Genomic DNA, 14,511 nt, shown 5'->3' with positions numbered 1-14,511 from the left:
CGCCCTGCCATGGCCGACACCACTGCTTCACCACACCTTTTTGCCGACATGCTGACGCGCGTGCACGCGATCTGCGCCGCTGTCGCAGCCGAGGACAACTGGCCCGCGGGCATCGACCTCACCCGCGTCGTGGTCGAGCCGCCGCGCGATGCCAGCCACGGCGACATGGCGACCAATGCCGCGATGGTGCTCGCCAAGGATGCCAAGGCCAAGCCGCGCGAGCTCGCCGACAAGATCGCCGAAAGGCTGCGCGCCGATGCGCTGGTGGCCTCCGTCGATGTCGCAGGTCCCGGCTTCATCAATTTGACCTTGAAGCCGCAGGTCTGGGCGGACGCGCTGCGCGCCGTGCTGGCGGCCGGCTCCGCCTTCGGACGCAGCGACATCGGCAACGCCGAGAAGGTCAATGTCGAATACGTCTCGGCCAACCCGACCGGGCCGATGCATGTCGGCCATTGCCGCGGCGCCGTGTTCGGCGATGCGCTGTGCAGCCTGCTGCAATTCGCCGGCTTCGACGTCTGCCGCGAATATTACATCAACGACGCCGGCGCCCAGGTCGACGTGCTCGCGCGCTCGGCATTCCTGCGCTACCGCGAAGCGCTGGGTCAGGATATCGGGGCGATCCCGGAAGGGCTTTATCCCGGCGATTACCTGGTGCCGGTCGGCCAAGCGCTGGCCAAGGAATACGGCGAGAAGCTGCTCGGCATGAAGGACGCCGAATGGCTGCCGATCGTGCGCGACAAGTCGATCGCCATGATGATGGAGATGATCAAGGGCGACCTCGCCGCGCTCAATATCCATCACGACGTGTTCTTCTCCGAGCGCTCGCTGATCACGTCAGGTAACAACAAGGTCGCCGAGACGATCGATTTCCTGCGCGCAAAGGGCGACATCTATGAAGGCCGCTTGCCGCCGCCGAAGGGCAAGCCGGTCGAGGATTACGAGGATCGCGAGCAGTCGCTGTTTCGTGCCACCGCCTATGGCGACGACGTCGATCGTCCGCTGATCAAGTCGGACGGCTCGTACACCTACTTCGCGTCCGACATCGCCAACCACCGCAACAAGTTCGAGCGCGGCTTCACCAATTTGATCGACGTGTTCGGCGCCGATCACGGCGGCTACATCAAGCGCATGCAGGCGGCGGTGAAGGCGGTGACCGCAGGCAAGGCTGTGCTCGACGTCAAGATCGTGCAGCTCGTCAAGCTGCTGCGCGACGGCGAGCCGGTGAAGATGTCGAAACGTTCCGGCGATTTCGTCACCCTGCGCGAGGTCGTGGACGAGGTCGGCTCCGATGCCGTGCGGTTCATGATGCTGTTCCGCAAGAACGACGCGGTGCTCGATTTCGACCTTGCCAAGGTGATCGAGCAGTCAAAGGACAACGCCGTCTTCTACGTCCAGTACGGCCACGCCCGCGGCCATTCGATCTTCCGCAACGCGCGGGAGGAGGCGGTTCCGGACCTGCCCGAGGCCGACGAGGCCCGGCTGGCCTATCTCCGTAGTGCTGCGGTGGAGCGGCTGACCGACCCGGCGGAGCTCGATCTGCTCAAGCGGCTTGCGCTTTATCCCCGAATGATCGAGGCTGCGGCGGTGGCACATGAGCCGCACCGAATCGCTTTTTATCTCTATGATTTGGCCAGTGAATTTCACGCGCTTTGGACCAAGGGGCGCGATTTGCCCTATTTACGCTTCATTATCAATAATGATGCAGAGATCACCAGGGCGCGACTGGCAATGGTTCAGGGCGTCGTCTCGGTTCTGGCATCGGGCTTAGCTGTTCTAGGCGTCCACGCTCCGACCGAGATGCGGTAGGCAGGGGCATTAGGCCCTCACGAGTGGGGATTTGTGAGGGCATCTGGCAGGGGCCAACTCGTTCGGACCGGCTGTGCCGGCGATCTTGGCGCTGTCCCGAAGGGGATGCATCATCACAATGGCTGATCGATATCAGGACCGACATTTTCCCGCCGACACGGCTCCCAAGGCCGACAGCGATCCGCTTGCCGAACTGGCACGGTTGATCGGCCAGACGGATCCATTCGGCAGCGCCAACAAGCCGCCGCCGCGTCCGCTGCAATCGCGCGCTAATGCGCGGCCGCAGCAGTATGAGCCGCAGGCGGACGACGACGATACGCCGCCCGCGGGTCCGCCGCCCTGGATGCAGCGTGCGCGGCAGGAGACCGTTGTTCCGCCTCCCGTTCAGCCTCCGCCCGTACAGCACTCCGAATACGAAGAGCCCGAGCAGGACTACCAGCCGAGTCCGGTGCATCCGTTGCACCGCTATGCGGCGCAGCAGTCACAGCCCGCGTCCCCGCCGGTTGCCGCCTATCGGCCGGTCGAGGCCCCGCGGCAGCCCGAGGCGTTTGACGACGAGCCGCATTATGCCGGTCAGGCCCAGGATCCGGCGCGCTATGACGACGCGCTGTACGGCCAGCTCGAAGCCGGCGAACAGGATTTGCAGCGCGATCCGGCTTATCCGGACGATCCCTATGCCTATGAGGCGTATGACGAAGAGCCCGAACCGCGCAAGCGCAGCAGCGGTCTGATGACGGTTGCAGCGGTCGTGGCGCTTGCGGTGGTGGGCACCGGCGGCGCGCTCGCCTATCGCAACTATGTCGGCTCGCCCCGCACCGGCGAGCCGCCGATCATCAAGGCTGACAACACGCCGACCAAGGTAATCCCGGCCCAGGCCGATGCGCCGGCCAAGACGCCTGACCGGATGGCGACGGGTGACGGCGGCGAGAAGATCGTGTCGCGCGAAGAGACCCCGGTCGACGTCAATTCGAAGACCGCCGGCCCGCGCGTGGTGTTTCCGCCGCTGAACGCGAACGCCAATCCGCCGCCGGCCGCCAGCGTGCAGACGGCGCAGCCCGCGCCGGCGCCGATCACGGCGAACGGGACCCTGCCGAACAACGAGCCGCGCAAGATCCGCACCCTCGCGGTGAAGGGCGAAACGCCTGATGGCGCGCCGGCCGCGGCGGCACCGGCTACGAAGCCTGCGGCCGCAGCGAAGCCTCCGGTATCGCGCGGCAATCCTTCGACAGCCAATGCCAGCGTGAACGCGCCGATGGCGCTGGTCCCGGGCCAGGCCGATGCGGCGCCCGCCGTACCTCCGACCCGGGTGGCGTCGACCTCCACGGCCTCGGTCGGTGGCGGCGGTGGATATCTGGTGCAGGTCTCCTCGCAGAAGAACGAGGCGGACGCGCAGGCGTCGTACAGGGTGCTGCAAGGCAAGTATTCCGGCTTGCTGGCGTCCCAGCCGCTGGTCGTGAAGCGCGTCGATCTCGCGGAGAAGGGGGTATATTACCGCGCCTTCGCCGGCCCGCTCGGCTCCGCGGAGGAGGCGAACCAGCTCTGCAACCGCCTGAAGTCAGCCGGTCTGCCGAACTGCTTCATCCAAAGAAATTAGCTGCGGTTTCCTTGACCGGTGAGCCGCATGCGGCCTAATCGGCCGGATGACGAACCGCGCATTCATCACGGGCGTATCCGGACTGACCCTCAATGACGCCGAGCGCGAATTCATTCGCGCTGAGCGGCCATGGGGCTTCATCCTGTTCAAGCGCAACATCGACAGTCCTGCCCAAGTGGCGGCTCTTGTTGGGGAACTCAGGTCCACGGCCGGCATGGCCGACGCCCCGGTCCTGATCGATCAGGAAGGCGGGCGGGTGCAGCGCCTCGGACCGCCGCACTGGCCGGTCTACCCGCCCGGCGCGAGCTTCAGCGCGCTCTACGACATCGACCCGAAGCTCGGCCTCGCGGCGGCCCGGCTCAGTTCACGGCTGATCGCGGCCGATCTGATCGACCTCGGCATCACCGTCGACTGCCTGCCTCTGGCCGACGTTCCGGTCGCCGGCGCCGATGCCGTGATCGGCAACCGGGCCTATGGAACCGAACCGGACAAGGTCGCCGCGATCGCCCGCGCGGTCACCGACGGGCTGGAACAGGGCGGGGTGCTGCCGGTTCTCAAGCATATTCCCGGCCATGGCCGGGCCACCGCAGACAGCCATTTCCGGCTTCCGACGGTCGATACTGCCAAAGCCGAGCTGGAACGGACCGATTTCGCCGCGTTCCAGCCGCTGGCGGACCTGCCGATGGCCATGACTGCACATGTTGTGTTTAGCGCGCTGGACCCCGTCCATCCGGCAACGACTTCTGCGACAATCATCGAACAGGTGATTCGCGGCCTGATCGGGTTTCAGGGTTTGTTGATGAGTGATGACGTGTCGATGAATGCGCTGGCCGGATCGATCGCCGAACGGACCCGCGCCATCGTCACCGCCGGTTGCGACGTGATCCTGCACTGCAACGGCAATATCGACGAGATGCGCGAGGTTGCGCGGGAGACGCCGGAACTGGCCGGCAAGGCGCTTGAGCGCGCCAAGGCGACGCTCGCTGCACGGAAGCAGCCTGAGCCGCTCGACCGGCAGGCGGCGCGGGCTGAACTGGATGCGTTGTTGGATCGGGTAGGGACGGCATGACCGCTGAAATTCTATCGTTTGAGACCGGGCGGCCGGCCGACCTCGCGGATGGCGAACCGGCGCTGGTGGTCGACGTCGAGGGCTATGAAGGCCCGCTCGACCTGCTGTTGACGCTGGCGCGGCAGCAGAAGGTCGACCTGTCGAAGATCTCGATCCTGGCCCTCGCCGACCAATATCTTTCGTTCATCGAGGCGGCGCGCAAGATTCGCCTCGAACTCGCCGCCGACTATTTGGTGATGGCCGCTTGGCTTGCGTTCCTGAAGTCGCGGCTGCTGTTGCCCGAGCCGCCGAGCGCGGAGGGGCCGAGCGCCGAGGAAATGGCGACCGCGCTCGCCAACCGGCTGCGCCGCCTGGAGGCGATCCGCGAGGCGGCCAACCGGCTGATGAACCGGCCTCAGTTCCAGCGCGATATCTTTCCGCGCGGCAATCCGGAATCGATCGCCGAGATCAAGCATCCGAAGTTCACCGCGACGCTGTACGATCTGCTGTCGGCCTATGCCACGCAGCGCCAGTCGCGCGTGCTGACCACGGTGCATTTGCAGAAGCGTACTGTTTGGTCGCTGGCCGAGGCGCGCGCCTCGCTGGAGCGGCTGGTCGGCATCGCCGAGGACTGGAGCTGCCTCGACGAGTACCTGATGAACTACGTCGCCGATCCGACCCAGAAGGCGACGGTGTTCGCGTCGAGCTTCGCCGCAGCCCTCGAGCTGGTTCGCGAAGGCGAGATGGAAATCAACCAGAAGCAGGCGTTCGCGCCGATCTATTTCCGAAAGCGTCCAGCGCAAGCCGCAATGGCCGCGCCGGACCTGTCGGTCGAGTAAGTGGAAGAAGGAGAGCAAGCCCATGGCAAGCTTGGCGGAAGTGCGCAGAGACGAGCCCGAGGAGGAGATTTCTCCGATGGATCATCCGGTGGCGCGTCCTGAGGAATTGCGGCTCCTGGAAGCCCTGTTGTTCGCATCGGCCGAGCCGATCGATCAGGCGACGCTCGCAAAGCGGATGCCGGACGGCGTCGATATCAAGCAGGCGCTGGCCCAGTTGCAGGCGGAATATGCACCGCGCGGCGTGAATCTGGTGCGGGTCGCCAACAAGTGGACGTTCCGCACCGCGGGCGATCTGTCGTGGCTGATGACGCGCGAGAGCACCGAGACCCGAAAGCTGTCGCGTGCAGCGATCGAGGTGCTGGCGATCGTCGCCTATCACCAGCCGGTGACCCGTGCCGAGATCGAAGAGATTCGCGGCGTGGTGACCTCGAAGGGCACGATCGACGTGTTGCTGGAAACCGGCTGGATCCGCCCGCGCGGCCGCCGCAAGACTCCGGGCCGTCCGTTGACCTTCGGAACCACCGACGCGTTCCTATCGCAGTTCAGCCTGGAAGCGCTCGGCGACCTGCCGGGGCTGGAGGAACTGAAGGGCACCGGCCTGCTCGACTCGCGTCTGCCGACCGGCTTCAGCGTTCCGTCGCCGTCGGATGACGCGACGCTGCGCGAAGACGAGGAGCCGCTCGAGCCCGGCGATACGCTGGAACTGCTGCTGGCGCCGGCCGCTGAGCCGGAGGCTGAGGAACCGAAGGCCGAGACCGAGGCGGGTGCCGAGGTCGGGACTGCCGAGCTCGAAACCACGGGCGAGGCCGAAACCGAAGTCGAGGCGGAAGCTGCCGCCGAGTTCGACGCGGACGAGCCTGACACCGGTGAGCCTGAGGCCGAAGAGCCGGACGAGCGCGCTGACGATGCGGGCGACCATGACGGCGCCGAAGAGAAGGGCGAATAGCCCGGAATATTCCCGGTTAAGCCTAGCAATATTACGTAGCCGCGACAGCGATTTGCCGCGGCCGAGGTCCTTGTTTTTGACACCCCGCAGGCCTAACTTCCGGCCATGTTCAGGCCGGTCCGCCGGCCATTTCTGGAGGGTTGCAGGATGGGTTCGCTTAGCATTTGGCACTGGATCGTCGTGATCGCAGTGGTCCTGCTGCTGTTCGGACGCGGCAAGATTTCGGACCTGATGGGTGACGTCGCTCAGGGCATCAAGGCCTTCAAGAAAGGCATGCAGGACGACGACAAGGTTGCCGACAAGGCCGAGTCGACCAAGGCGATCGATCACAATGCGGCGCCGTCCGCCGCGCGCCAGGACGTCGGCAGCAAGGCCGTCTAACGCGTTCGTCTTGACGCATATTTCGACGTTTTTTGTTGCGCGTTTTCTTGCGCGAAACGGTGACGCGGTCGCACGGACGCGCTATGGACGCCGATTGAGAAAAGGCGCCGGCAGCCCCACATCCTGTGAGGACAGATGGGGCCGATGGCGGCGCGCTTAGGCGGAAGAATTCATGTTCGACATCGGGTGGAGTGAACTGGTCGTCATCGCGGTCGTCGCGCTGATCGCCATCGGCCCGAAAGAGCTTCCGGGCGTGCTGCGCATGGTCGGGCAATGGATGGGCAAGGCCCGCAAGATGGCCGCCGAATTCCAGGGCCAGTTCCAGGAGGCCATGCGCGAGGCCGAGATGGCCGACCTCAAGAAGAGCTTTGACGAGGTCCGGGAAGCCGCCACCGGCATCACCAGCGGCAACATCATGACCTCGCTGCAGAAGGACGTCAGCGACGCCCTGCAGATCGACAAGCCGGTCGATGCGCAGGTGGCGTCTGCGATCAACGAACCGGTGACGCCCACGACGCCGGCGGAGCCGACGCCGGAAACCTTCGTCGAGGCCGAGACGCACGTTGCCGCCGGCGAGCCGCTCGCCATCACCAGTGAGGTGAAGGCGGAGCCGCAGGACGTGACGCCGGCGCAGCCCGACGTGCTGAAGGACGCGAGAGCGTCATGAGCGCCGAAGATATCGAGGCCTCCAAGGCCCCCCTGATGGATCACCTGATCGAGCTGCGTTCGCGGCTGATCAAGGCGCTGCTCGGCTTCGGCGTGGCCTTCATCATCTGCTTCTTCTTCGCCAAGCAGATCTACAACGTGCTGGTCTGGCCGTTCGTCTGGATCGCAGGCCCCGAGAATTCGAAGTTCATCTACACCGCGCTGCTGGAATATTTCATCACCCAGCTGAAGCTTGCGCTGTTCGGCGCCGGCTTCATTTCGTTCCCGATCGTCGCCACCCAGATCTACAAATTCGTCGCGCCTGGGCTCTACCGGCATGAGCGCAACGCCTTCCTGCCGTATCTGATCGCGACCCCGGTATTCTTCGTGATGGGCGCGGCGCTGGTCTATTTCGTCGTGCTGCCGATGCTGGTGCGGTTCTCGCTCGGTATGCAGCAGGCCGGCGGCGCGGAGACCGCGCAGATCCAGCTGCTGCCCAAGGTCGGCGAATATCTCTCGCTGATGATGTCGCTGATCTTCGCCTTCGGCATCGCGTTCCAGCTGCCGGTGATCCTGACGCTGCTCGGCCGCATCGGCATCGTCACCTCGAAAATGCTGAAGGATAAGCGGCGCTATTTCATCGTGATCGCCTTCATCATCGCCGCGGTGCTGACGCCACCCGACGTGCTGAGCCAGGCCTCGCTGGCGATCCCGCTGCTGGCGCTCTACGAGGGCGCCATCATCGCGGTGCGGATCGTGGAGAAGAAGGCCGCCACCGCCTCATCCACGGCGCCGTCCGCGACCAATCCGGCCGAGTAGGGCGGTTCAGGCCGCGCAGCCGGTGTCATACCCCGCGAAAGCGGGGTATCAAGTACGCTGCGGCCCCTCCGTCACACACGGACGTCTCTGGAATACTGGATCATCCGCCTTCGCGGATGATGACCGTCGTGGTAGTGGAGCTACGTAACCGTAGTCTACCTACGCATAGCCACCAGGACTGCCATGCACGACATCAAAGCGATCCGCGACAACCCCGCAGCCTTCGACGCCGGCCTGAAACGCCGCGGGTTGGACGCGCTGTCGCCGTCGCTGCTGGCGATCGACGAGAAGCGGCGTGCGGCGATCCTGGCCTCCGAGCAGGCCCAGGCGCGGCGCAATGCGGCCTCGAAGGAGATCGGCGACGCCAAGAAGGCCAAGGACGAGGCGCGCGCGGCCAAGCTGATGGCCGAGGTCGCAGAACTGAAGACCACGATGCCGGAGCTCGAGGCGTCGGCGAAGGCGGCCGACGAAGAGCTGACCAAGCAGCTGTCGTCGATCCCCAATCTGCCGCTCGACGAGGTGCCCGACGGCACCGACGAGCACGGCAACGTCCAGCACCACGTGTACGGCAAGAAGCGCGACTACGACTTTGCGCCGAAGCTGCATGACGATCTCGGCACCGCGCTCGGCACTATGGACTTCGAAGCGGCGGCGAAATTGTCCGGTGCGCGTTTCGTCGTGCTGAAGAAGGGATTGGCGCGGCTCGAGCGCGCGATCGGGCAGTTCATGCTCGACCTGCACACCGGCGAGCATGGCTACGCCGAGATCAACCCGCCGCTTCTGGTGCGCGATGCCGTGATGTTCGGCACCGGGCAATTGCCGAAATTCGAGGATGACCAGTTCTGGGCGATCAAGGGCGAATTGCTTGCGGCGCCGAATGCGGATCTGCGCAGCGAGCGCCTCGGTCTCATTCCCACCGCGGAAGTCTCGCTGACCAACCTCGCGCGCGAATCCATCCTCGACGAGAAGGAGCTGCCGATGCGGCTCACGGCGCTGACGCCGTGCTTCCGCGCCGAGGCGGGTGCGGCGGGACGCGATACGCGCGGCATGATCCGGCAGCACCAATTTACAAAAGTCGAGCTGGTCTCGATCACGACGCCGGAAGCCAGCAAGGACGAGCTCGAGCGCATGCTGTCTTGCGCCGAGCAGGTGCTCCAGAAGCTCGATCTGCATTATCGCGTGATGACGCTGTGCGCCGGCGACATGGGCTTCTCCGCGCAGAAGACCTACGACATCGAGGTCTGGATGCCGGGCCAGGGCGACGGCGGCGCCTATCGCGAGATCTCGAGCTGCTCGGTGTGCGGCGATTTCCAGGCCCGCCGGATGGACGCGCGCTATCGCGGTCCCGACGGCAAACCGCGTTTCGTGCACACGCTCAACGGCTCCGGCACGGCGGTCGGCCGCGCCTTGATCGCCGTCATGGAGACCTACCAGCAGCAGGATGGTTCGATCGCGGTGCCCGACGTGCTGCAGCCCTATATGGGCGGGCTCAAGGTCATCGAGCACGGCATGTGAGGCGAGGGCCAGTGTGATGCCGCTGCACCGTGACATCCACTGGCTTGGCAAGCAATGGGCCGTCACCGGCCACGGTCTGCAACTGATCAATCAGAAGCAGATGGGCTATTACGACATCGAGGCCGCGCGGCTGTGGGACGCCCGCGTGGTCGAGGTGCAATCCAAGGCCTGGATCGACAGGCCCGACTTCGACAAGGCGCTGGAGATCGCGCGCGGCAAGTTCGCGCAACTTGCGCCGACCGATCTGCCGCCGTCAGCCATGGTTGCGCCGCCGCCTCCGCCTCCGATCCGGGCGACGCCGGCGGCCGCGCCACGTGCGCCGCTTGACGCCGCATCGGTGCCGTCGATCGAGGAATTGCTGGCACGGCTGAAATCGCGATCGGCTGCGGCAGCCCCCAGTGCAAGACCGGACGAGCCGCCCGCACCGGTGGCGCCCGCGCCGCCCAAGGCTGAGCCGTTGCAGGCGGAAGCCACCCGGTCCGAACTCCCCAAATCGGAGCCTCCGGAATCTGGCAAGCCGGAGCTCCGCCAGTCCGCGCCGCTCACCCCCGAGGCGCCTGTACCTGAAGCTCGGAAGGTTGCCCCGCCGAAGGTTGAGCAGCCCAAGCCGCCCGCCAAGCCGGAGCCTGCCAAGCCCGAGCCAGCCAAGGCTGAATCGACCTACCGGGAAGCTCCCAAGCCAAGTCCTCCGAAGCTTGAGCCGCTCCGGTCCGAAGCTTCGAAATCCGAAGCTCCCGAGGCCGTCGCTGCCGAGCTTGAGGCTCCGAAATCCGAATTGCGCCCGGCTGCGCCGGTCAAGAAACCGGACGTGCCCCCGTTGGCGCCGGCTATCACGGTCGTTCGGCGATTCGTCAGGCCGGCCTGGCCGGTATTCGAGCGCAAGATCGCCGGTAGCGGCAAATTTGTCCGTCCGTGGCGCGTGACCTCGACGCGGTGGCACGGGCCGTCGTCAAGTTTGCCTCGGCGGCCCTAGCCGGTTAAGACGGCCATCGACGCAAACAACTGCAATCCAAGAAACCCGCGTCGAATCGGAACAAGAGGCACTTTGACGGATGCGAATTCTCTGCACCAATGATGACGGCATCAACGCTCCGGGCTTGAAGGTCATTGAGCAGATCGCACGCGCTCTGTCCGAGGACGTCTGGATCGTCGCCCCCGAGCTCGACCAGTCCGGCGTCTCGCATTCGCTGTCGCTGAACGATCCGCTGCGCTTGCGCGAGATCGGCCCGCGTCACTTCGCGGTGCGCGGCACGCCGACCGATTGTGTCATCATGGGCGCGCGCCACATCCTCGGGGACAAGCTGCCCGATCTCGTGCTGAGCGGTGTCAACAAGGGCCGCAACGTCGCCGAGGACGTAGTCTATTCCGGCACCATCGCCGGCGCGCTGGAAGGCACCATCCTGGGCTTTCCGTCATTTGCGCTGTCGCAGGAGTTTTCGATCGACACGCGCAACGCGCCGCTGTGGGACACTGCGCTGAAATTCGGCCCCGACATCATCCGCAAGGTGATCGAGGCGGGCGTGCCGAGGAACACCGTCATCAACGTCAACTTCCCGTCCTGCATGCCTGACGAGGTCAAGGGCATCCGGATCACGCGGCAGGGCAAGCGCAATCAGGGTTTCCTGAAGATCGATCGTCGTCACGACGGACGCGGCAATCCGTATTTCTGGATCGGCTTCGAGCGCGCGGCGATGATGGATACGCCGGCCGAAGGCACCGATCTCGCCGCGCTTGCCGCGCGCTACGTCTCGGTGACGCCGCTGCGTCTCGACCGCACCGACGAAGCGTTCTCGGATACGTTGACCGCAACGCTGAAGTGAATTCTTGTAGCCCGGATGGAGCGAAGCGTAATCCGGGGCCGCTCTCGATACGTAGAAGATTCCCGGATTGCGCTCTGCTGCATCCGGGCTACGAAGAACCCGAAATCTAAACCGGCGCGCGCTTCATCGCGCTGGAGATCACCTGGGCGAGCGTTTCCAGCTGGAAGGGCTTTTGCAGCGCCGGACGGTCGCGATATTCCGGCGGCAGGCCGGACGAGCCGTAGCCGGTCGCGAAGATGAAGGGGCGGTTGCGGGCATTGATCAGTTCCGCGACCGGGGTGATCACCTTGCCGTTGACGTTGACGTCGAGGATCGCGAGGTCGAATTCGGTGGATTGCGCGAGCTTGACCGCTTCGCCGATCTCGCCGGCCTCGGCCGCCACGCTGTGGCCGAGCTCTTCCAGCATATCGGCGACCATCATCCGGATCATGACCTCGTCCTCCACGAGGAAAACTGAACAGCCCGCCGGCCGTGTCGCTGTCATGATGGAATCCTTGCCCGTCCCTGAAATAGGCTCGCAAATAACACCACGAGGCGCAATGCAAACGTTTGGGAATTGGTCCTTTTCCAGCGCGCATCGCCAGTTCGCCACGTCGCTGTGACAGACTAGCTACGCCGGATTCGTCCAGCGGTGGACGAGTGGCGGCTCGACCAAAAAGCCCTGGTCCGCGCCGTCCGGCGCTGACCCGCGCATCGCGCCCGCATTATATGGGAAGCTGCCGCACCGGCGCCAACCCGGAATCGGCGTACCGGTTCCTGACCGGGAACAAAGGGTGACGGGAAATTTTTCCTTAACGCGGTATTTCGGATTTCAATGGCATCAAGCTGAGTGAGAGTCCGCTACTGCCCAGATTAGCTGATGAACATGGCCGTAACCCCCGATCCGACCGAGAAGATGATGTTTCAACTCACCCTGCGGCGGCGGGGGGTGAGCGATCAGGCGGTGCTGCGTACCATGGAGGAGGTGCCGCGCGAGGTGTTCGTCGATCCGCGCGATCGCAACTATGCTTATCGCGACAGCGCGCTTGCGATCGCCTGCGGGCAGACCATCAGCCAGCCCTTCGTCGTGGCCTACATGACCGAGCAGCTGCAGCTGCAGAAGGACCACCGCGTGCTCGAGATCGGCACCGGGTCGGGTTACCAGGCGGCCGTGCTGTCCCGGCTGTGCAAGCAGGTCCTGACCATCGAGCGCTACCGGACGTTGGCGGACGGCGCCCGCAAGCGCCTCGAGAAGCTGGGCTACTACAATATCGAGGTGCTGTTCGGCGACGGCTTCGAGGTCCCGGCCGGGGCGGGCGATTTCGACCGCATCATCGTCACCGCGGCGATGGAGCAGGTGCCTGAGAAGCTGCTGGAGCGGCTCGAGCCGGGTGGCGTCCTGATCGCCCCGGTCGGTCCGCATCAGGGCACTCAGACCCTGGTCAGGATGGTGCGGACAGCAAACGGCTTCGACCGCAAGGAACTGGTCGACGTCCGCTTCGTGCCGGCGCTGCAGGGAATCGCGCGCGAATTGTAAGTTTGGCGATTTGCTGCTTGGCACCAACGCCTTATTCGCAGGGTTAAGCGGTTATTTACTCGCGAGGTGTTTACTCAAAACAGTCTTTTGTTGCGTACGAGTGAGTAACCATGTCTGGGGTTGTTGAGTTGCTTCGCTCGCGTCGCGTACCGCAGGTTGCGGTGCTGGCGCTGATGTCCATGGCTTTTGCCGGTTGCAGCGCCGATATGTCGTCGCGCTTCTCGCAAAACTCCTACTCGCAAAATCCGTTTGCGTTTGATCCGCAGCCGACCGGCACGGTGCAGCAGGCACCGCCGCCGCGCGAGCTGCCGCAATACGCGCGGCCGCGAACGCAGCCGCAATATTCGCAGTACCAGTCGCAGCCGTTGCCGCCGCCGGTCGCAGCGCCGCAGTCCTATCCGGTTGCCAACGGCAACGCCGGCGTCTCCGGAGGCGGCCGTGGGCTTTCGTCCTACACCCCGCCGCCGGCGCGGCCGCAGATCGAGACCACCGGCACCGTTCCGCGTTCGGTCGCCGCAGCGCATGCCGGACACAGCGGCACCACCATCATCGTCGGCACCAGCGATACGCTGGAGGTGCTGGCGCGTCGCTACAACGTCTCAACCGCCGAGATCCTCCGCGCCAACGGCTACAAGGGACCGCGCGCGCTGTCGCCCGGCCAGCAGCTGATCATTCCGCACGCGGGGGCCGTCGCCGCGGCGCCTGCGATGGCGGCTCCTGCCACGCGTCCGGTTGCCGCGGCGGCAGCGCCTTCCGGCGTCCACTATGTCAACCGCGGCGACACGCTGCACAGCATCGCGCGCCAGCACCACATTCCGGTGGCCGAGCTCGCCCGCGCCAACAATCTCGACCAGTCGGCGAGGCTCAGCCTCGGCATGAAGCTCGTGGTGCCCGGTGCCAAGACCGCGATGGCGGCTCCAGCACCGGTTGCGCAACCCGTTGCTGCCGCACCGGTTGTGACCGCGGCGCCTGCGCCGGCCGTGGCGGCTCCGAAGGTCGTCGCCACTGCGCAGCCGCAGCAGAGCGCACGGCTGGTGCAGCCGACTGCAACCGTGGAACAGCCGGCCGCCGCCGCTGAGGCGCCTGTCGCCGCCAAGTCGAGCGAGGCCACCGGCGCATTGCCGACCTTCCGCTGGCCGGTGCGCGGCAAAGTCATCACCGCCTACGGTTCGAAGACCAACGGCAAGGTCAATGACGGCATCAACGTCGCGGTGCCCGAAGGCACGCCGGTGAAGGCGGCCGAAGACGGCGTCGTCGCTTACTCCGGCAATGAGCTGAAGGGCTACGGCAATCTGGTGCTGGTGCGCCATTCCAACGGTTACGTCACCGCCTACGCCCATGCCAGCGAGCTCCTGGTGAAGCGCGGCGATACCATCAAGCGCGGCCAGGTGATCGCCAAGTCGGGCCAGTCGGGCGAGGCGGGCTCGCCGCAGCTTCATTTCGAAATTCGCAAGGGATCGTCCCCGGTCGATCCGCTCCAGTTCCTCAACGGCGCGTAAGTCACGCGTCCGGACTTCGAAGGGACTTCCAAGTCTCACAACAAAGACAACGGGGGAGGCGCAAGCTTCCCCCGTTTTGTTTT

The 14,511-nt window shown here is 65.3% G+C and carries 14 protein-coding genes; 13 read left to right on the top strand and 1 reads right to left on the bottom strand.

Features of this window, described 5'->3' with window-relative positions:
* The first annotated feature begins 9 nt into the window (after positions 1–9).
* The 11 genes from argS to surE all read left to right on the top strand — a co-directional run bounded on the left by argS (position 10) and on the right by surE (position 11,413).
* Positions 10–1,806, top strand: coding sequence for an arginine--tRNA ligase (gene argS, locus ACVW17_RS28390; RefSeq protein WP_456754939.1), 1,797 nt, complete (start codon positions 10–12; stop codon positions 1,804–1,806).
* Positions 1,807–1,924: 118 nt separating this feature from the next.
* Positions 1,925–3,400: an SPOR domain-containing protein gene (locus ACVW17_RS28385; protein WP_456754938.1), complete on the top strand. Its 1,476-nt coding sequence runs from the start codon at positions 1,925–1,927 to the stop codon at positions 3,398–3,400.
* Between the two features lie 46 nt (positions 3,401–3,446).
* Positions 3,447–4,469, top strand: a complete 1,023-nt coding sequence (gene nagZ / locus ACVW17_RS28380; protein WP_456754937.1) for a beta-N-acetylhexosaminidase — start codon at positions 3,447–3,449, stop codon at positions 4,467–4,469.
* Entirely contained in the window at positions 4,466–5,287 is an 822-nt protein-coding gene (locus ACVW17_RS28375; RefSeq protein WP_456754936.1) for a segregation and condensation protein A, read from the top strand. Before nagZ ends, ACVW17_RS28375 begins: the two co-directional genes overlap by 4 nt.
* A gap of 22 nt (positions 5,288–5,309) precedes the next feature.
* Positions 5,310–6,233, top strand: a complete 924-nt coding sequence (gene scpB, locus ACVW17_RS28370; protein ID WP_456754935.1) for an SMC-Scp complex subunit ScpB — start codon at positions 5,310–5,312, stop codon at positions 6,231–6,233.
* A 147-nt stretch (positions 6,234–6,380) separates the two neighbouring features.
* Positions 6,381–6,614, top strand: coding sequence for a twin-arginine translocase TatA/TatE family subunit (locus tag ACVW17_RS28365; RefSeq protein WP_456754934.1), 234 nt, complete (start codon positions 6,381–6,383; stop codon positions 6,612–6,614).
* A gap of 172 nt (positions 6,615–6,786) precedes the next feature.
* On the top strand, positions 6,787–7,281 hold the full coding sequence (tatB, locus tag ACVW17_RS28360) for a Sec-independent protein translocase protein TatB (RefSeq protein ID WP_456754933.1): 495 nt from the start codon (positions 6,787–6,789) through the stop codon (positions 7,279–7,281).
* Positions 7,278–8,078: a twin-arginine translocase subunit TatC gene (gene tatC, locus ACVW17_RS28355; RefSeq protein ID WP_456754932.1), complete on the top strand. Its 801-nt coding sequence runs from the start codon at positions 7,278–7,280 to the stop codon at positions 8,076–8,078. The genes tatB and tatC overlap by 4 nt, the downstream gene beginning before the upstream one ends.
* Before the next feature lie 183 nt (positions 8,079–8,261).
* A complete protein-coding gene (gene serS, locus ACVW17_RS28350) occupies positions 8,262–9,593 on the top strand; it encodes a serine--tRNA ligase (protein ID WP_456754931.1) in 1,332 nt (443 codons plus the stop codon).
* A 16-nt stretch (positions 9,594–9,609) separates the two neighbouring features.
* Positions 9,610–10,566: a hypothetical protein gene (locus ACVW17_RS28345; RefSeq protein WP_456798142.1), complete on the top strand. Its 957-nt coding sequence runs from the start codon at positions 9,610–9,612 to the stop codon at positions 10,564–10,566.
* Positions 10,567–10,645: 79 nt separating this feature from the next.
* Positions 10,646–11,413: a 5'/3'-nucleotidase SurE gene (gene surE, locus ACVW17_RS28340; RefSeq protein ID WP_456754929.1), complete on the top strand. Its 768-nt coding sequence runs from the start codon at positions 10,646–10,648 to the stop codon at positions 11,411–11,413.
* A 106-nt stretch (positions 11,414–11,519) separates the two neighbouring features.
* On the opposite strand, the gene ACVW17_RS28335 is transcribed toward surE, so the two are convergent.
* Positions 11,520–11,897: a response regulator gene (locus tag ACVW17_RS28335; protein ID WP_456754928.1), complete on the bottom strand. Its 378-nt coding sequence runs from the start codon at positions 11,895–11,897 to the stop codon at positions 11,520–11,522.
* A gap of 375 nt (positions 11,898–12,272) precedes the next feature.
* On the opposite strand from ACVW17_RS28335, the gene ACVW17_RS28330 reads away from it, so the two are divergent.
* Positions 12,273–12,929, top strand: a complete 657-nt coding sequence (locus tag ACVW17_RS28330; RefSeq protein ID WP_456754927.1) for a protein-L-isoaspartate(D-aspartate) O-methyltransferase — start codon at positions 12,273–12,275, stop codon at positions 12,927–12,929.
* 110 nt (positions 12,930–13,039) lie between these two features.
* A complete protein-coding gene (locus tag ACVW17_RS28325; RefSeq protein WP_456754926.1) occupies positions 13,040–14,428 on the top strand; it encodes a peptidoglycan DD-metalloendopeptidase family protein in 1,389 nt (462 codons plus the stop codon).
* Positions 14,429–14,511 lie beyond the last annotated feature (83 nt).

It is taken from the genome of Bradyrhizobium sp. USDA 4473 (genome assembly GCF_054063335.1).
Note: the sequence above shows the minus strand (reverse complement) of the source record. Positions and strands in the feature narration are given on the sequence as shown.